The 17,025-nt window shown below is 69.3% G+C and carries 18 protein-coding genes and 3 pseudogenes; 15 read left to right on the forward strand and 6 right to left on the reverse strand.

Annotation, left to right across the window (positions count from 1 at the left end):
* The first annotated feature begins 81 nt into the window (after positions 1 to 81).
* The 4 genes and pseudogenes from AC1DZ6_RS04080 to AC1DZ6_RS04095 form a co-directional block, all read left to right on the forward strand.
* Positions 82 to 1,098 (forward strand): DNA-directed RNA polymerase subunit alpha, encoded by a 1,017-nt coding sequence (locus AC1DZ6_RS04080; protein ID WP_056437814.1) that lies wholly within the window; start codon positions 82 to 84, stop codon positions 1,096 to 1,098.
* Between the two features lie 188 nt (positions 1,099 to 1,286).
* Positions 1,287 to 1,700, forward strand: coding sequence for a 50S ribosomal protein L17 (gene rplQ, locus AC1DZ6_RS04085; protein ID WP_477095918.1), 414 nt, complete (start codon positions 1,287 to 1,289; stop codon positions 1,698 to 1,700).
* A 782-nt stretch (positions 1,701 to 2,482) separates the two neighbouring features.
* Positions 2,483 to 2,623, forward strand: a pseudogene (locus tag AC1DZ6_RS04090) (HAMP domain-containing protein); the annotation flags it as partial.
* 510 nt (positions 2,624 to 3,133) lie between these two features.
* A pseudogene (locus AC1DZ6_RS04095) lies at positions 3,134 to 3,670 on the forward strand (methyl-accepting chemotaxis protein); the annotation flags it as partial.
* On the opposite strand, the gene AC1DZ6_RS04100 reads toward AC1DZ6_RS04095, so the two are convergent.
* Genes AC1DZ6_RS04100 through AC1DZ6_RS04110 form a run of 3 tightly spaced genes read right to left on the reverse strand, consistent with a single transcriptional unit; the run spans position 3,667 to position 5,605 of the window.
* The gene (locus tag AC1DZ6_RS04100) at positions 3,667 to 3,885 is read right to left on the reverse strand and encodes a hypothetical protein (protein WP_477095919.1); all 219 of its coding nucleotides are present in this window, start codon (positions 3,883 to 3,885) and stop codon (positions 3,667 to 3,669) included. The pseudogene AC1DZ6_RS04095 and the gene AC1DZ6_RS04100 sit on opposite strands and share 4 nt — an antisense overlap.
* Positions 3,886 to 3,897: 12 nt before the next feature.
* The gene (locus AC1DZ6_RS04105) at positions 3,898 to 4,710 is read right to left on the reverse strand and encodes an ABC transporter permease (protein WP_477095920.1); all 813 of its coding nucleotides are present in this window, start codon (positions 4,708 to 4,710) and stop codon (positions 3,898 to 3,900) included.
* Positions 4,700 to 5,605 carry an ABC transporter ATP-binding protein gene (locus AC1DZ6_RS04110; RefSeq protein WP_477095921.1) on the reverse strand — a complete coding sequence of 302 codons (906 nt, stop codon included), beginning with the start codon at positions 5,603 to 5,605 and terminating at the stop codon, positions 4,700 to 4,702. The genes AC1DZ6_RS04105 and AC1DZ6_RS04110 overlap by 11 nt, the downstream gene beginning before the upstream one ends.
* Positions 5,606 to 5,765: 160 nt before the next feature.
* On the opposite strand from AC1DZ6_RS04110, the gene AC1DZ6_RS04115 reads away from it, so the two are divergent.
* Entirely contained in the window at positions 5,766 to 7,016 is a 1,251-nt protein-coding gene (locus tag AC1DZ6_RS04115; protein WP_477095922.1) for an alkaline phosphatase family protein, read from the forward strand.
* Between the two features lie 4 nt (positions 7,017 to 7,020).
* Here AC1DZ6_RS04115 and AC1DZ6_RS04120 read toward each other — a convergent pair whose 3' ends face one another.
* Complete coding sequence (locus AC1DZ6_RS04120) at positions 7,021 to 7,449, reverse strand: hypothetical protein (RefSeq protein ID WP_477095923.1); 429 nt, start codon at positions 7,447 to 7,449, stop codon at positions 7,021 to 7,023.
* Between the two features lie 122 nt (positions 7,450 to 7,571).
* Between AC1DZ6_RS04120 and AC1DZ6_RS04125 the strand changes: the two genes are divergently transcribed.
* From AC1DZ6_RS04125 to AC1DZ6_RS04150, 6 genes are all read left to right on the forward strand, one after another.
* Entirely contained in the window at positions 7,572 to 8,024 is a 453-nt protein-coding gene (locus AC1DZ6_RS04125; RefSeq protein WP_477095924.1) for a VOC family protein, read from the forward strand.
* A complete protein-coding gene (locus tag AC1DZ6_RS04130; protein ID WP_477095925.1) occupies positions 8,021 to 8,380 on the forward strand; it encodes an MmcQ/YjbR family DNA-binding protein in 360 nt (119 codons plus the stop codon). Before AC1DZ6_RS04125 ends, AC1DZ6_RS04130 begins: the two co-directional genes overlap by 4 nt.
* Complete coding sequence (locus AC1DZ6_RS04135) at positions 8,377 to 8,706, forward strand: ArsR/SmtB family transcription factor (protein ID WP_477095926.1); 330 nt, start codon at positions 8,377 to 8,379, stop codon at positions 8,704 to 8,706. Before AC1DZ6_RS04130 ends, AC1DZ6_RS04135 begins: the two co-directional genes overlap by 4 nt.
* Positions 8,703 to 9,209, forward strand: a complete 507-nt coding sequence (locus AC1DZ6_RS04140) for an SRPBCC domain-containing protein (protein WP_477095927.1) — start codon at positions 8,703 to 8,705, stop codon at positions 9,207 to 9,209. Before AC1DZ6_RS04135 ends, AC1DZ6_RS04140 begins: the two co-directional genes overlap by 4 nt.
* On the forward strand, positions 9,206 to 10,453 hold the full coding sequence (locus AC1DZ6_RS04145) for a TCR/Tet family MFS transporter (protein ID WP_477095928.1): 1,248 nt from the start codon (positions 9,206 to 9,208) through the stop codon (positions 10,451 to 10,453). Before AC1DZ6_RS04140 ends, AC1DZ6_RS04145 begins: the two co-directional genes overlap by 4 nt.
* An 84-nt stretch (positions 10,454 to 10,537) precedes the next feature.
* On the forward strand, positions 10,538 to 11,959 hold the full coding sequence (locus tag AC1DZ6_RS04150) for a Do family serine endopeptidase (protein ID WP_477095929.1): 1,422 nt from the start codon (positions 10,538 to 10,540) through the stop codon (positions 11,957 to 11,959).
* Here the strand turns inward: AC1DZ6_RS04150 and AC1DZ6_RS04155 are convergent.
* Positions 11,956 to 12,372 (reverse strand): VOC family protein, encoded by a 417-nt coding sequence (locus AC1DZ6_RS04155; RefSeq protein ID WP_477095930.1) that lies wholly within the window; start codon positions 12,370 to 12,372, stop codon positions 11,956 to 11,958. The genes AC1DZ6_RS04150 and AC1DZ6_RS04155 overlap by 4 nt on opposite strands.
* Before the next feature lie 34 nt (positions 12,373 to 12,406).
* Between AC1DZ6_RS04155 and AC1DZ6_RS04160 the strand changes: the two genes are divergently transcribed.
* The 4 genes and pseudogenes from AC1DZ6_RS04160 to AC1DZ6_RS04175 all read left to right on the forward strand — a co-directional run.
* Complete coding sequence (locus AC1DZ6_RS04160) at positions 12,407 to 13,708, forward strand: replication-associated recombination protein A (RefSeq protein WP_477095931.1); 1,302 nt, start codon at positions 12,407 to 12,409, stop codon at positions 13,706 to 13,708.
* Complete coding sequence (locus tag AC1DZ6_RS04165) at positions 13,705 to 14,481, forward strand: hypothetical protein (protein ID WP_477095932.1); 777 nt, start codon at positions 13,705 to 13,707, stop codon at positions 14,479 to 14,481. The genes AC1DZ6_RS04160 and AC1DZ6_RS04165 overlap by 4 nt, the downstream gene beginning before the upstream one ends.
* The gene (locus AC1DZ6_RS04170; protein ID WP_477095933.1) at positions 14,478 to 15,296 is read left to right on the forward strand and encodes an RluA family pseudouridine synthase; all 819 of its coding nucleotides are present in this window, start codon (positions 14,478 to 14,480) and stop codon (positions 15,294 to 15,296) included. The genes AC1DZ6_RS04165 and AC1DZ6_RS04170 overlap by 4 nt, the downstream gene beginning before the upstream one ends.
* A gap of 20 nt (positions 15,297 to 15,316) precedes the next feature.
* A pseudogene (locus AC1DZ6_RS04175) lies at positions 15,317 to 15,793 on the forward strand (CC0125/CC1285 family lipoprotein); the annotation flags it as partial.
* A gap of 42 nt (positions 15,794 to 15,835) precedes the next feature.
* Here AC1DZ6_RS04175 and AC1DZ6_RS04180 read toward each other — a convergent pair.
* Positions 15,836 to 17,017 (reverse strand): hypothetical protein, encoded by a 1,182-nt coding sequence (locus AC1DZ6_RS04180; RefSeq protein WP_477095934.1) that lies wholly within the window; start codon positions 17,015 to 17,017, stop codon positions 15,836 to 15,838.
* Between the last annotated feature and the right edge of the window lie 8 nt (positions 17,018 to 17,025).

Here is a 17,025-nt window from a genome sequence, read left to right on the forward strand (position 1 = left end):
GTCTAGTACTATTACTACCCAATTCTCCATCGCCGGCTGCGAGATTCGCGGCCGGCGAGCCGCGTTCAAGGGATCGACCACGTGATCGAAAGAAACTGGAACGAGCTGATCCGTCCTGAGAAGCCGCAAATCGAGACTGGCGCCGACGCGACCCGCAAGGCTCGCATCGTGGCTGAGCCGCTCGAACGCGGTTTCGGTGTGACGCTCGGCAACGCTCTCCGCCGCGTCCTGCTCTCCTCGCTTCAGGGCGCCGCCGTCACCGCCATCCAGATCGATGGCGTGGTGCACGAATTCTCCTCGCTCGAGGGCGTCCGCGAGGACGTCGTCGACATCGTTCTGAACATCAAGCAGCTGGCCGTGCGCATGCACGCCGAAGGCCCCAAGCGCATGACCTTGCGCGCCACGGGCCCCGGCCCGGTGACCGCTGGTCAGATCGAAACCCCGGCCGACATCGAGATCCTGAATCCCGACCACGTGCTCTGCACGCTGGACGACGGCGCTTCGGTGCGCATGGAGTTCACGGTCAACACCGGCAAGGGCTACGTCCCCGCTGACAAGAACCGTCCGGAAGACGCGCCGATCGGCCTCATCGCCGTCGACGCCCTGTACTCGCCGGTCAAGCGCGTCGCCTATCGCGTCGAGCCGACCCGTCAAGGCCAGTCGCTGGACTATGACAAGCTGATCCTGGAAGTGGAAACCAACGGCGCCGTTACGCCGGTGGACGCGGTGGCCTACGCCGCCCGCATCCTGCAAGACCAGCTGCAGATCTTCATCACCTTCGAAGAGCCCAAGGCCAAGACGGCCGACGAGGCCAAGCCGGAACTGCCGTTCAACCCGGCGCTCCTGAAGAAGGTCGATGAGCTGGAACTGTCGGTTCGTTCGGCCAACTGCCTGAAGAACGACAACATCGTCTACATCGGCGACCTGATCCAGAAGACCGAAGCCGAGATGCTCCGCACCCCGAACTTCGGCCGCAAGTCCTTGAACGAAATCAAGGAAGTGCTGGCCGGCATGGGTCTGCACCTGGGCATGGACGTTCCGAACTGGCCGCCGGAAAACATCGAAGACCTGGCCAAGAAGTTCGAAGACCAGATCTAAGACTTAAGTACTGAGTACCGCGCTTAATCCGGGCCGCTCTTTCGGGAGCGGCCTGGGCCTTTTGAAGCCGCAACAGCGGTGGAGGGCCCCGGCGCTTCGTTCTGAACCCGGCAGGGACGCCGCTGGGATTGGTGACAATCGGCGCTTTTTCATGCGCTACAGCGGGCCACGGCCCAGGAGACACTACAATGCGTCACGGTAAAGCTCACCGTAAGCTCGGTCGTACATCCGCTCACCGCACCGCCATGTTCGCCAACATGTCGGCCTCGCTGATCAAGCACGAGCAGATCGTCACCACCCTCCCGAAGGCCAAGGAACTGCGTCCCTTCGTCGAAAAGCTGGTGACCCTGGCCAAGCGCGGCGACCTGCACGCGCGTCGTCAGGCCATCAGCACCGTCCGCGACGTCGAACAAGTCGGCAAGCTGTTCGCCACCATCGGTCCCCGCTACAAGGACCGTCAGGGCGGCTATATCCGCGTCCTGAAGGCCGGCTTCCGCTACGGCGACAACGCCCCGCTGGCCGTCATCGAGTTCGTCGACCGCGACGTCTCGGCCAAGGGCAAGGATTCGGGCCCGGTCTATTCGAACGACTCGGACGACTAAGATTTTCAGCCTCGGCTGATGAAGAAGGCCCCGGAGCGATCCGGGGCCTTTTTTGCGTCCGGCCCCCTGCGACAGGTTGCAACAGGCCCCACTGTCGCCTTGGTAGAGGTTTTGTTCACCTCGTCGCCCCATCCTTCGCCGCTAGGGCTCTCGGGGGAGGGATCGCGATGAAGATTTCAGGCGTCATGCGCGGTTTCGGCGGCGCGCTCGCGGCAGGTGTGATCCTGGCCGGCGGGCTGGCCTTGTTCGCGATCGAAGGCCTGCGGGTCGGTGGTCCGCTGTTCCGCCAGATCATCGACAACAAGGACATCGTCGCCGACATCCTGCCGCCGCCGCTCTACGTGGTCGAGGCCGACCTGGTCGCCACCAAGCTGGTGGCCCACCCCGAGACCGTGGACGCCGCCGCCGACAAGCTGGCCGCGCTGCGCAAGGACTACGACACCCGCCGCGCCTATTGGACGACCGCGCCGATCGACCCGGCCATGCGCGAGATGCTGGTCAATCAGTCGGTCGCGCCGGCCATGGAGTTCTGGCGCGAGATCGATCAGGAGATCCTGCCGGCCGTGCGATCGGGCGACCTGGAGCGCGCGCGCCAGGGCCTGGTCCGGGCCGACGCCGCCTACGACGCCCACCGGGCCGTGATCGACAAGGTGGTGGTCATGGCCAATCACGACGCCGCCGCGGTCGAGGCCCGGGCTGTCAGCCAGACACGCCTGGCCTTCGTCCTGCTGGCCGGGGCGGGGGTGCTGATGCTGCTGGTCGTAGGCGGCGGGATCACCCTGATGGGCCGCCGCATCGTCAAGCCGATCCAGGCCATGACCGGCTTCATGGGGCGGCTGGCGGCGGGCGACTTCGACCGGGCCGTGCCCTTCGCCGGACGCGGCGACGAGATCGGCGAGATGGCCAATTCCGTGGCCGTGTTCCGCGAGGCGATCGTCGCCCGGCAGGCGGCGGAGGACCGCATCGCCGCCGAGCGCGACGAAACCGAAACCGCCAAGGCGCGGCACGACGCCGAACGGCGAGACGAGGAGACCGGGCGTCTGCAGGTGGTCGACGCCCTGGGCGCGGCCGTGGCCCGCCTGAAGTCTGGCGACCTGACGGCGCGACTGGAGACGGCGTTCCCCGCCGCCTATGAAGGCTTGCGCGGCGACTTCAACCGGGCGATCGCCGGGCTGGAGGCGGCCATGAGCGAGGTCATCGACGGCGCGGGCGGCCTGCGGGCCGGGGCCGGCGAGATCAGCGGCGCCATCGAGGACCTGTCCGCTCGCACCGAACGCCAGGCCGCCAGCCTGGCCGAGACGGCCGCCGCCCTGGGCGAGGTCAGCGCCAGCGTCAAGCGTACGGCCGAGGGCGCCAACGAAGCCAACGCCGCCGTGATCGACAGCCGCACGGTCGCCGACCGCTCCAGCCAGGTCGTGGGCCGAGCCGCCGAGGCGATGAGCCAGATCGAAAACTCCTCGACCAAGGTTTCCCAGATCCTGGGCGTGATCGACGAGATCGCCTTCCAGACCAATCTGTTGGCGCTGAATGCGGGCGTGGAGGCTGCCCGGGCCGGCGACGCGGGGCGCGGCTTCGCGGTCGTGGCCCAGGAGGTGCGGGCCTTGGCCCAGCGTTCGGCTGAAGCGGCCAAGGAGATCAAGGGATTGATTTCGGAATCGTCCGGCCATGTCCGCTCGGGCGTGACCCTGGTCGGCGAGGCCGGCGTCGCCCTGGGCGACATCGTCGAGCGTGTCGGGGTGATCGGCGGCCTGATGGAGCAGATCGCCCAGTCCAGCCGCGAACAGGCGGCGGGCCTGGCCGAGGTCGACCTGGCGGTCGGACAGATGGACCAGGTCATCCAGCAGAACGCCGCCATGGCCGAACAGGCCACCGCCGCCAGCCGAGGCCTGGCCGACGACGCGGTGCGCCTGGAGGCCCAGGTCGAGCACTTCCAGGTCTCGACTGACCAGAGGACGTGGGCGGCGGCCTAGGCCGCCGCGGCCGCGAGGACCATGGCGATCCAGATCAGATAGAACAGGCCGTGCGCGACGGCCACGACCCAGAACATCACCGGTTCGCGGTCGCGTTCGATATACCAGGACCTGCCGAGCGTCCGGACGGGCGTGGCGACCCGGCGGCGGGCGACGCCCTGATAGATGTCCCAAGCGATCCCGGCGCAGATCGCCAGGGCGTACAACCAGAGCACGGCGGCCAATCCCTATTCCTTGGTCAGGTCCTGACGACGGAACAGCGCCATCGCGCCGCCGGCCAGGACGACCAGCCAGACCAGCAGCAGCACCAGCGCCAAGCCGGCCGGACCGGCCTCGGGCCGCACCTCGGCGGGGGCGGCGACGAAGGTCTTCAGGATGCGTCCGGCATAGGCCGGGATCGTCAGGCTCTTCCAAGTGGTGGCTTGCATCGTGGCGGCCAGGGTCGACTGCACGAACACCACGACCAGGCCGGCGATCACCGCGCCCATCGTCGAGCGGGTCAGCACGCCGACCAGGCCGGCCAAGGCGCCGATCAGCAGCACCTCCAGCCACGTGATCACGAAGACCCCGGCGAAATGACCCAGGAAGCCCGTGGGCGCGGCGACCAGCCTGCCGTGATTGACCACGCCGCCGAAAAGTCCCGCCAGAACCGCCGTGAAGGCGGTCAACAGCAGGCTCCAGGCCGCGACCTCGGCGAAGACGATCAGCTTGGCGGTCAGCAGGTTGATCCGGCTGTTGCGCGGAGTGATCAGGCGCCAGGTCTCCCAGCGATAGTCGCCGGCGAAGATCGCGGCCGCGCCGATCAGCAGGAACAGGGCGGTGACCGGGCCCGAAGCGCCGGCCACGGCGCCCATGGCCCGGTTGGCCAGATCGACGGTCGTTTCTCCGGGCACGCCCCGGCGCAGCACGATGCGCACGAACAGGTCTCCGGCCATGCTGAACAGCATGGCGACCAGCGGCATGAAGCCGAAGCCCCAGAACAGGGACACCCGGTCGCGGGACAGGCGGAAGCGCTCGGCGGCGATGGCGTCAGCGAGCATCGGCTAGGTCCTTAGGTCCGAGCGCGCCCAGATAGGCGCTTTCCAGGTCGGCTTCGCGCCAGCGGGCTTCGGTGATCTCGACCCCGGCCTCGACCAGGGCCTTGATGAGGGCGGGCGTCTCGGCGTGCAGGACGTCGGCCAGTACGGCGTTCGCGCCGTCGGGCTCGCCCTTGTCGCCCAGCACCGCCAGGGCCTTGTCGATCGGCGAAACGGTCAGGCGCAGGCGCGGCTTGCCGCCGGTCAGGGCCTCGACGTCGCCCTCGGCGGCCAGCTTGCCCTTGGAGAAGATCGCCACCCGGTCGCAGACCCTGCGGACCTCGTCCAGCTGGTGGCTGGCCAGGATGATGGTCACGCCTTCCTTGTCGGCCAGGTCGCGGATCAGGGCGCGGATCTCCTGGATGCCGGCCGGATCCATGCCGCTGGTCGGCTCGTCCAGGATCACCAGTTCGGGGCGGGTGAAGAAGGCCGCGGCAAGGCCCAGGCGTTGCTTCATGCCCACCGAGAAGGTGCCGGCCTTGCGGTCGGCGGCGCCGCCCAGGCCGACGCGTTCGAGCCAGTAGTCGATGTCGGCGGAGCCGGTCGCGCCGCTTTCCATCGCAAGCATCCTCAGCACGTCGCGGGCGGTCAGATAGGGCGGATAGCGCGGGGTCTCGATCATCGCTCCCACCCGGCGCAGGGACGAGGCCTGGCCGGACGGACCGCCGAACAGCCGCGCCGTCCCGCTGGTGGGCCGCACCAAGCCCAGGGCGATGCGGAACAGGGTGCTCTTGCCCGCGCCGTTGGGACCCAGCACGCCGAACACGCCGCCGGCCGGAATGCGCAGCGACAGGCCGTCCAGGGCCCGCACCGCGCCATAGGTCTTGACGAGGCTCTCCGCCTCCAGGGCGAAACTCATGCGGAACGGGTTCCGGCGACGGTCATGCGGACGACTCCCTGAAAGCTGGGGCGACTATGGCCGGGCGGCCGAGTCCCGCCAAGTTAAGTCGCGGTCATGCGTGGCGAGCCGTCATGAGACTGGGCTATAGGGCGGACAGTCCGAGTACGAGGAGCGTGGGATGGTCGGTGCGTATCGCTGGATGGCTCTGGTCCTGGCCCTGGTGCTGGGCGCCTGCGCCTCGACCCCGTCTTCGACGCCGGCCAAGGCGCCCCAAAAGCCCGCCCTGACCATCCTGATCTCGCTGGACGGTTTTCGCGCCGACTACCTGGACAGGGGGAACACCCCAGCCCTGAGCGCCTTAGCCGCCGACGGCGCGCGCGGGGCCATGCGGCCGTCGTTTCCGTCCCTGACCTATCCGAACCACTACACCCTGGTCACCGGCAAGCGGCCCGACCACCACGGCATGATCAACAACACGCTGGAGGACGCCGACATCCCCGGTGTCAGCTTCAGCATGTCCAACCACGACGCGGTCGGCGACGGGCGCTGGTGGGATCAGGCCAAGYCGATCTGGGTCAGCAGCGAGCAGCAGGGCGTGCACGCCGGCATCCKGTTCTGGCCGGGCTCGGAGGCGCAGATCGACGGCGTGCGGCCCAGCTACTGGAAGCCGTATGATGAGAAGCTCGCCTACGACGACCGGATCGACATGGTGTTGTCGTGGGTCGACGCCAAGGCCCCGCCGCTGGGCCTGGCCACCCTCTATTTCGACGCCACCGACACCGAGGGCCACCACTACGGCCCGGACTCGCCGGAGGTGAACGCCGCCGCCGCCAAGGCGGACGCCGCCATCGCCCGGCTGGTGGCGGGGCTGAAGGCGAGGGGCCTGTTCGAGACCACCAACATCGTCGTCGTCGCCGATCACGGCATGGCGCCCCAGCCGCTGAGCGGCCTGGTCGAGGTCTCGGCCCTGGTCGATCCGGCCAAGGTCAAGTTCGTCAGCACGGGCTCGATCGTCGGCGTGCGCGCTCTCCCGGGCTTCGAGGCCGAGGTCGCCGCGACGATGCTCAAGGCCCACCCGCACCTGACCTGCTGGGAGAGGGGCAAGATCCCCGCCCGATACGGCTACGGGACCAACCCGCGCGTGCCGCCGATTGTGTGCCTGGCCGACCTGGGCTGGTACTTCGTCACCGCCAGCGCCCTGAAGAAGCGCTGGGCCGAGCATCCGCGCGACGGCGGGGCCCACGGCTACGACCCGTTCGATCCCACGATGCGGGCGGTCTTCGTCGCCCACGGTCCGGCCTTCAAGCGCGGCGTCGTTCTGCCGGTGTTCGACAATGTCGACGTCTATCCGCTGCTGACCCGCCTGATCGGCGTGAAGGGCGACAAGGGCGACGGGACGCTGAAGCCCGTTAAGGCGGCGCTGCGCTGACTCGCTACCAGTTGGGGCCGATATAGGGCGTCGCGGGCAGGGGAGCGGTGATCGCCGCGTCCAGGGCCGCGCAGTCGGGCTTGTCAAAGGCTATCTGGCGCGCCAGCGGGCCGGCATAGGCGTCGTCGGCGAAGCTGGCGTCGTAGGTCAGCAGATCGACGTGATAACCGCGACCGCCGTGTTCATAGGCGACGAGGTAGCGGTCCTTGTAATGGACAGCGGCGATGAAGCGCGTGCGCGGACCAATCCCGATGTCGGTGGCGTTGAAGGTACCGCCGGCCGGCGACAGTTCCGGGGCGCGGGTCTTCAGGTCCATGCGAAGCGCGATGGGAAGCTGGTCGAAGGCGACCGCCTCGGCTCCGCCCTGGTGGGCGCATGCGGCGACGGCGATACGGGCTGGCTCGGGAGCGGGCGTCATGGGCGGCAGGAACATGGGAGACCTCCGTCGAAGGCTTCAACCTTCGGCTGAACGGCGGCGGATTTGTGACGGCGCCGCTTGCCTAGATAGTTTCGATATGCGTTAAATATTGCGGATATCCGAAACGGAGCTTGGCCATGATCCGCACCGCCCTGACCTCGGCCCTGTGCTACCGCGACCCCAGGGCCGCGCTCAAATTCCTGGAAGCGGCCTTCGGCTTCGAGCTGGTGATGCTGATCGAGGACAACGACGGCAAGGTCGCCCATTCCGAGATGAGCTTCGGCGACAGCCTGGTGATGATCGGCTCCGAGTGGAGCGCCCAGCACAAGAGCCCGGCCTCGATCGACGGGTTCAACACCCAGACCGTCCACATCCATGTCGAAGGCGACATCGACGCCCACTGTGAGCGGGCGCGGGCGGCCGGGGCCGAGATCCTGATGGAGCCTGCCGACCAGTTCTACGGCGACCGCACCTATCGCTGCCGCGATCCGGAGGGCCACTTCTGGACCGTGGGCGCGCCGGTTCGCACGGTGAGCGTGGAAGAGGCCGAGGCTGAGTCCGGCCTGAAGGTCGTGAAGGGCTGGGCGTGACTCCTGACGATTTCCGCCGCCTGGCCCTGGCCCTGCCCGAAGCCGTCGAGAGCTCGCACATGGGCACGGTCGATTTCCGGGTGGGGCGGATCTTCGCCACCCTGGGCTATCCGAACGCCAATTTCGGCATGGTCCAGCTGACGCGCGAGCATCAGGACGTGATCGTGGGCGTCGAGCCGACGGTGTTCCGACCCGTGCCGGGCAACTGGGGCCTGAAGGGCGCGACCCTGGTCGTGCTGGCCGAGGCCGACGAGCAGACCCTGCGCGGGGCGCTGGAGGCGGCCTGGCGGCTGAAGGCCAACAAGCGGCAGATCGTTCTGCTCGACGCCGTCCGGGCCGCGGCCGGCACGCCATGAGCGCCTCGCTCGACGCGACCCTGGCGGCCCTGGCCGACCCGCACCGGCGGGCGACCGTCGACCTGCTGCGCCAGGGGCCGCGCCGGGCGGGCGAGTTGGCCCAGGCCGCCGGCCTGTCGGCCCCGGCCATGAGCCGCCACCTGCGGGCCCTGCGCCACGCCGGCCTCGTCGAGGAAACCCATCCGCCGTTCGACGCCCGGGTGCGGGTCTACGCCCTGCGCCCCGCGCCCATGGGCGAGCTGAAGGCTTGGGCCGAGGCGGCCGAGGGGCTGTGGAGCGACCAGTTGCTGGCGCTCAAGGCGCATATCGAGGAGGGCGGCGCGTGAGCTCCAAGGTGCTGGTCGCCCTGCGCATCAAGGCCGCGCCGCTGCGGGTGTTCGAGGTGTTCACCGCCGACATCGGCGCCTGGTGGAAGCCCAACGCCCTGTTCTCGTTCACGCCGCGCTCGCCGGGCGTGCTCGCGTTCGAGGGAGCGGGGGAGGGCGCGCGTCTGGTCGAGCGCCTGCCGTCGGGCAAGGCGTTCGAGATCGGCCCGGTCCACGTCTGGGATCCCGGCCAGCGGCTGGTGTTCGGCTGGCGCCAGGCCAGCTTCGCGCCGGACATGGACACCGAGGTCGAGGTCCGCTTCGAAGCCGTGGGGGAGGAGACCCGCGTCACCGTCGAGCATCGCGGCTGGAACACCGTGCCGACCGAACACGTGGCCCGTCACCGCTTCCCGGACGCGGTGTTCCTGCAGCGCCACGCCGAGTGGTGGCGCGCGCTGCTGACAAGTCTCGCCAGCCGGGCGGCTATGGACGTACAAGAACGCGCCAGGGAGGGCGACGCATGACCAAGACCATCGGCCGGACACACCGGCAGGCCGCCCTCGGCTTCATCTTCATCACCGCCTGCCTGGACGTGCTGTCGCTGGGGGTGATGATCCCCGTGCTGCCCGAGCTGATGAAGCGCTTCAACGGCGGCGACACCGCTTCGACCGCCCTGTGGGTGGTGCTGTTCGCCACCACCTGGGGCGTGATGCAGTTCTTCTGCGCGCCGATCCTGGGCCTGATGTCCGACCGCTGGGGCCGCCGGCCGGTGATCCTGACCTCGATCTTCGGCCTGGGCGTCGACTTCCTGTTCATGGCCTTCGCCCCAACCCTGTGGTGGCTGTTCGTCGGCCGGGTGTTCAACGGCATGACGGCGGCCAGCTTCTCGACGGCGGGGGCCTATGTGGCCGACGTCACCAAGCCCGAGGACCGGGCCAAGGGCTTTGGCCTGATGGGCGCGGCGTTCGGGGTGGGCTTCACCTTCGGCCCGGCCCTGGGCGGCTGGCTGTGGCAGTTCGACCACCGGTTGCCGTTCCTGGTCTGCGCCGGCCTGGCCCTGTGCAACTGGCTGTACGGTTTCTTCGTGCTGCCGGAATCGCTGCCGCCCGAGCGGCGCGTCCATCGCTTCGACTGGAGCAAGGCCAATCCCTTGGGCTCGCTGAACCTGCTCAAGAGCAAGCCCGACCTGTTGGGCCTGGCCGGCGTCGGCTTTCTGTTCCAGCTGGCGCACAACGTGCTGCCCAGCGTCTTCGTGCTGTACATGGGCTTCCGCTACCACTGGTCGACGGCGGTGATCGGCCTGACCCTGATGGGCAGCGGCGTCTCCGGCATCCTGTTGCAGAGCTTCGTGGTCGGTCCGGTGGTCAAGCGGGTGGGCGAGCGCGGGGCGCTGCTGATCGGCCTGTTCTCGGGTTGCGTGGGCTTCATGATCTACGGCCTGGCCCCGACCGGATGGCTGTATCTTTGCGGCCTGCCGATCTTCGCCTTCTCGGGCCTGATCCAACCGGGCCTGCAAGGCCTGATGACCCGCCGGGTCGAGCCGTGGGAGCAGGGTCAGCTGCAGGGGGCGAATTCGGCGATGATGGGCATCAYCGCCATCGTCGGGCCGACGCTCTATCTGCTGCCGTTCGCCTGGGCGGTTCGCCACGACGCCACCTTGCACATGCCCGGCCTGCCGGTGCTGATCGCCGCAGCCCTCCTGCTAGGCGCCACGGTTCTGGCGATCCGCGTGGCGCGGCCCGTGGCGGTGGAACCCAGCGTCGCCTGACGGTCTTTGACCTTGGCCGCCATCAATGCGCCCGAAAGCTCGGCTGATGTCGCGGGCTGTTCTTCACGGAGTCGCCCAGAACCCATGCGATCCTATCGCGTCGTGCTTCCCGCCCTGGCCCTGTTGGCCGCCTGCTCGCCGCAGGGCCCTTCGAAGGCCCAGACCATCCCGGACCTGGCCCAGCCCACCCGTCGCGCGCCCACCGACCCGTTGTCGATGAAGGCGTCGTTCGCGCCGGTGGTGAAGAAGACGGCCCCGGCCATCGTCAACGTGGCCAGCAAGCGCGTGGTGCGCCAGCGCGTCGATCCGTTCTGGGACTTCTTCATGGGCGGCGGCGGCGGGGCCACCCGCGACCAGGTGCAGGGCTCGCTCGGCTCGGGCGCCATCGTCCGCGCCGACGGGGTGATCATCACCAACCACCACAACATCGAGAACATGAGCGACATCACCGTCCAGCTCGCCGACCGCCGCGAGTTCGCGGCCACGGTGCTGCTGGACGATCCACGCTCCGACCTGGCGGTGCTGAAGATCGACACCAAGGGCGAGCGCCTGCCGGTGATCGCCATCGACGACCAGGAACAGCTGGAGGTCGGCGACCTGGTCCTGGCCCTGGGCAATCCGTTCGGCGTCGGCCAGACCGTGACCAACGGCATCGTCTCGGCCCTGGCCCGCACCGACGTGGGCGCGGCCGAGTTCGGCAGCTACATCCAGACCGACGCGGCGATCAATCCGGGCAATTCGGGCGGTCCGCTGGTCGACATGGACGGCGACCTGATCGGGGTGAACACCTTCATCATCTCGCGCTCGGGCTCGTCCAGCGGCGTCGGTTTCGCCATCCCGGCTTCGGTCGTGCGACAGGTGGTCAACACCGCCCTGGGCGGCGGCCACAGCGTGGTCCGGCCCTGGCTGGGCGTGAAGGGCCAGCCGGTCACCGGCGACATCGCCAAGAGCCTGGGCCTGTCCGCRCCGCGCGGCGTGGTGATCTCCGACGTCTATCCGGGCGGTTCGGCCGAGCGGGCCGGCATCCGCGACGGCGACGTGATCCTGTCCATCGACGGCCAGGCCGTGAACGACGAAGGCGGCGGCGCCTTCGCGATCGGCACCCACAAGGTCGGCGACCGGGTCTCGGTGCTGATCAATCGCAACGGCAGGGAGCAGACCCTGACCTTGCGCGCCGAGGCCGCGCCGGAAACGCCGGCCCGCGACGAGCGCGTGCTGAAGGGCCGCAATCCGTTCGACGGCGCCACCGTGGTCAACCTGTCGCCCGCCGCGGCGCAGGAGCTGGGCGTGGACCCGTTCACGGGTCGCGGGGTTCTGGTCACCAAGATCGGCCAAGGCTTCGCCCTGAACGCCGGCCTGCGTCCCGGCGACTTCATCCGCGAGGTCAACGGCAAGGCCATCAACAGCACCGCCGACCTGCAGGCCGCCGCCAACACGGGCGCGGCGACCTGGACCGTGACCATCGAACGCAACGGCCAGCGGATCACGGCGCGGCTGAGGGCCTAAACCTTGATCTTCGAGGCCACCGACCAGGTGTGGCCGAACGGATCGAGGAGCTGGCCATAGCGGTCGCCCCAGAACTGGTCGGCGAGCGGGAAGCGCACCGTGGCGCCGGCCTCGATCGCGCGGTTCCACCAGGTGTCGGCGTCATCGACCTCCAGGTGCAGGGTGACGGCGGCGGGCGGCGCGTAGTCGCCGTGGGCCATCTCGCTGAAATGGTCCGACAGCATCACCCAGTCGCCGTTGATCAGCAGACGGGCGTGCAGCAGGCGCTCGCCGTCGTCGGCGGTGTTACGGAACACTTCCTCGGCGCCGAACGCTCGCTGGTAGAAGTCCACGGCGGCCTTGCCACCGACGACGGAAAGGTAAGGGGTGACGCCGGTCGTAGGGCCCCGCGTCGGGTCGCCTTCGTTGGTCATGGTCGTTTCCTCCACGATTAAGTAAACCTAGCCCATGTCCGATCTTTTCCAAGCCGCCGGCCTGACGCCCCATGCGCCGTCGCCTCTGGCCGACCGCCTGCGTCCCCAGACCCTCGACGAGGTGGTGGGGCAGGAGCACCTACTGGGGCCCGACGGTCCCATCGGCCGCATGGCCGCGGCCCATCGCCTGGCCTCGATGATCCTGTGGGGGCCGCCCGGCACCGGCAAGACCACGATCGCCCGCCTGCTGGCCAAGGCCGGCGGGTACGAGTTCCAACAAATCTCGGCGGTGTTCTCCGGCGTCGCCGACCTGAAGAAGGCCTTCGAGCAGGCCCGCATGCGCCGCCACGCCGGGCAGAGCACCTTGCTGTTCGTCGACGAGATCCATCGCTTCAACCGCGCCCAGCAGGACGGCTTCCTGCCGTTCGTGGAGGAGGGGATCGTCACCCTGGTCGGCGCGACCACCGAGAACCCGTCGTTCGAGCTGAACGGCGCTCTGCTGTCGCGCTGCCAGGTGTTCGTGCTCAAGCGGCTGGACGAGGAGGCGCTGGAGGCTCTGCTGGTCAAGGCCGAGACGGCCGAGAACCGCAAGCTGCCGCTGGACGCCGACGCCCGCTCGACCTTGGTCGCCATGGCCGACGGCGATGGCCGCTACCTGCTGACCTTGACCGAGACCCTGCTGTCGATCGGCACGGACACGCCGCTGAACCCCGCCCAGTTGGGCCAGTTCCTGCAGAAGCGCCGCCCGGCCTACGACAAGAACCGGGAGGAGCACTACAATCTCATTTCCGCGCTCCATAAGTCGGTGCGCGGCAGCGACCCGGACGCGGCGCTTTACTGGCTGGCGCGGATGCTGGAGGGCGGCGAGGACCCGCTGTTCATCGCTCGCCGCCTGGTGCGCATGGCCAGCGAGGACATCGGTGCTGCCGATCCCCTAAGCCTGCTGCTGACCACCGCCGCCAAGGACGCCTACGACTTCCTGGGCAGCCCCGAGGGCGAGCTGGCCCTGGCCCAGGCCGTGGTCCACATGGCCAGCGCCCCCAAGTCCAACGCCGTCTACAACGCCTACAAGGCCGCCCGCCGCCTGGCCAAGGAGACCGGCAGCCTCATGCCGCCGRCCCACATCCTCAACGCCCCGACCAAGCTGATGAAGACCCTTGGCTATGGCGACGGCTACGCCTACGACCACGACGTCGAGGGCGGCGTCTCGGGTCAGAACTACTTCCCCGACGGCATCGACCGGCCGACCCTCTATGAGCCCAAGCCGATCGGGGCCGAAGCCAAGGTCAAGGAACGGCTGGACGCCTGGAACCGCCTGCGGAGAGACGGCAAGTGAAGCTTACCCTCGCGGTCCGCGTGATCGCCGTGCTGTCCCTGGTGCTGCTGCTGGCGGGCGTCGTCCTGCTGGCATGGGCCGCGGCCACCCCCTGGCACACAGACTCCAACGCCTATTTCGCCGAGCTGCAGCGGCTGCGCGGCGCGCTCTATTTCGGCGCGCCGGACGCCCAGACCCTCAGGCTGGCCACCACCCGGTTCGCGGCGTTGCAGGCCAAGTACGCCACGCACAAATGGCTCTACGCCGACCTCGCCTACGCCTGTTTCAGCCTGGGCGTCTGCGCGGCGATCATCGCGGCCCTGGTGGCGCGGTTCGGGGCGCGGCTGCTGCGGACCCAGAAGAACGCCCTTGTCGTGCTGGGCGTGACGTTGTTGGCCCTGATCGCCACCCTGGCCGGACTGGCGGCCGATCCGCTGCACCGGTTCTATCGCGAGCAACTGCCGGAATGGTCCGACGCCATCGAGATCCCGCTGGCCGGCGCGCTGGTGGGGATGATCCCGATCGCGACGATCACCCTGCTGCTGGTCGCGCCGCCGCTGATCTTCCGTCGCCGGGCCGCCGGGCCGCTGCTGGTCTTCACCCGGCCGCCCCACTGGCCTTCGATCGCGGCCAACGCCGCCTACGCCCTGCCATTGGCCTTCGCCGTGTTCCTGCTGACCAGCCTGGCCTCACGCGGCGGCTGGGCCCTGGCCCCGGCCGGGCTAACGCTGCTGTGGCTGTTCCTGAACGCCCGGGCGTTGTGGATCGCGCCGAAGGAAGAGGCCGCCGCATGAGCCGTCCCGGCCGCCGTCCGCCCGGCGTCGCCAAGCCCAAGGCTTCCGACACCCCGATCACCCTGACCCCGGAAGAGGTCGAGTTCACCAAGTCGCTGGTGATCCATGAGGACGACAGCGTCTTCGTGCTCAACAAGCCTGCCGGCCTGTCCAGCCAGGGCGGGCGCATCCGGGCCCATACGCTGGACGATCTGCTGTGGGCCTTGGCCCGGCGCGACCGGCCGAGACCGCGCCTGATCCACCGCCTGGACCGCGACACCTCGGGCGTGATCCTGACGGCCCGGACCAAGCCGGCCGCGACCTTCCTGGGCAAGGCCCTGATGGGCAAGCGGTTCCGCAAGACCTATCTGGCCATCGTCACCCCCGGCGCGCCCGAGCCACGCGGCGGCCAGATCGACAGCCCGCTGCGTCGCGAGTCGATCGGGCGCGAGGCCTATATGCGGGTCTGCGCGGCGGATCATCCGGACGCCGAGACCGCCCGCAGCCGGTATCGCACCCTGGCCGCGGCGGACGGCGCGGCTCTGGTCGAGCTGAGCCCCGACACCGGCCGCATGCACCAGCTTCGCGTCCACATGGCTTCGATCGGGCGGCCGATCGCCGGCGACAGCCGCTACGGCGGCGCGCTGATGCTGAGCGGGGCGCCCGTGCCGCGCCTGATGCTGCACGCCGTCAACTTGGTCTTCCCCCACCCCGATGGCGGCGAGCGGCGGATCAGCGCGCCGATTCCGGACGACATGCGCGCGGTTCTCGATAAGCTTGGCCTCAAGGCGCCTGAAAGCGCCTTACCGGAACAGGGTCGGCCGCAGACTCGTTAAGCCTGGCAGGAGATTTCATCATGAAGCGCCTGATCGCACTCGCTGTTTCCGCCGCCCTGCTGACCGCCTGCGCCACCACGCCGACGCTGTACGCGCCGCAGACCGCACCGCGCGCCGCCGGCTATTCCGAATATCGTCTGGAGGCCGGTCGATACCGTGTCACCTTCCAGGGCAATCCCGGCGCGCCGATCAACCAGGTTTCGGACTACGCCTTGCTGCGGTCGGCCGAGCTGGCCCTGCGCGACGGCTATGACTGGTTCCGCGTCGCCGACCGCGTGACCCAGCAAACCGGCTCGAACAGCGGATCGACCCTGTCGATCGGCGGCGGCTCCAGCAGCTATGACTATGGCCGCCACGGCGGCGGCAGCTCGGTGGGGCTAGGCGTCGGCACCAGCTTCAACCTCGGCCCGAAGCCGGCGGTGAGCAGTTCGATGGAGGTGGTGTTCGGCAAGGGTCCGGCGCCGCGCGACGCCAACGTCTACGACGCCCGCGCCATCGTCCAGACGGTGGGGCAGGGCCGAGCGGCGGTCTWGCCGGGTCTAGCCGGCCGCCTTCTTGGTCGCGGCGGCGATGGGGTGCGTCGCCCGGAGCGCGGCGTGGGTCAGGCCCGCGGTCTCGGCCGCGGCGAAATAGCCCTCGGCGGGCAGGCCCTGCAGGGCGACCATCGGCGTCAGGCCCTTGGCGTCGCGGCCGAAGGCCATGATGTCGGCGGCGATCTTCTCGGCGGGACCCACCAGATCACTGGCGTCCAGGGTCAGGCCTTGCAGACGGGCGTCGCGCAGCACGCGCAACGCTTCCTTCTCGGGCGGCACGCGGGCGATGACGCCGCGCGTCAGGGCCTTGAGCAGACCCACCACTTCCAGCAAGCGACCGGCGGGCGTGCCGCGGGTGATGTCGACCAGCTCCATCATGATCCCGCCGCGCAGCAGCGCCAGGGACAGCCCCGGGGTGCCGGTCAGCATGTCGCGGCCGCGCTGGGTGCCCAGGGTGCGGAACGAGGCGGGGACTATCAGGTCGGGCCGGTCATGGCCCTGTGAAGACCGGGCGAAGACGGCGGCGTATTTCAGGGCCGCCTCGTCGATGAACGCGGCGTCGCGGTCGGGCAGGCGCGAGACAGCGCGGGCGCTGATCTGCTTGCCCGAGCCCAGGTGGGTGACCACCGGCTCGATACGCACCGCCGTGGCGACGTTGCGCTTGAGGCTGATCATGTGCTCGAGCGTGAAGTCGACGCGCAGGGCCGCGCCGCCGGCGGTGGTGAAGGCCACGGGCGTGCGCCGGGTCTCTTCCAGCGGGTCGATGTCGAAACGGATGGGCGAGCGGGTCGAGTCGCGACGAGCCCTGGCGGCCAGAATCACCGAGGCGTCCACAGGACGGCAGACAACGCCGCCGGCCTCGACGCCGATCACGGAGCGCACGCCCAGGTCGCCTGGCTCGGCCGCGCCCAGCAGATGGGTCAGCACGTCTTCCAGGATGCGCACGCTGGTGGCCTGGGCCGCGAGACCCTGGTCGTTGTTCATGGCGATCAGGAAGTCTTCCTCGCCGATCCGGGCGCGCAGGTCGCTGCGATCCAGGTGCTCGGCCAGCTTGCGCTCGACATAGGTCCAGACATCGACGCGCTTCTTGTCCCACCAGTCGCCCGCCCAGCGCCGAATGGCCTTGACGCTGATGACGTTCACGGAACCACGGGCGATCAGCTCGGATCCCGCCAGCCTTTGGAGCACGGGTCCGC

Source organism: Caulobacter sp. P1_B12_2, assembly GCF_056406675.1.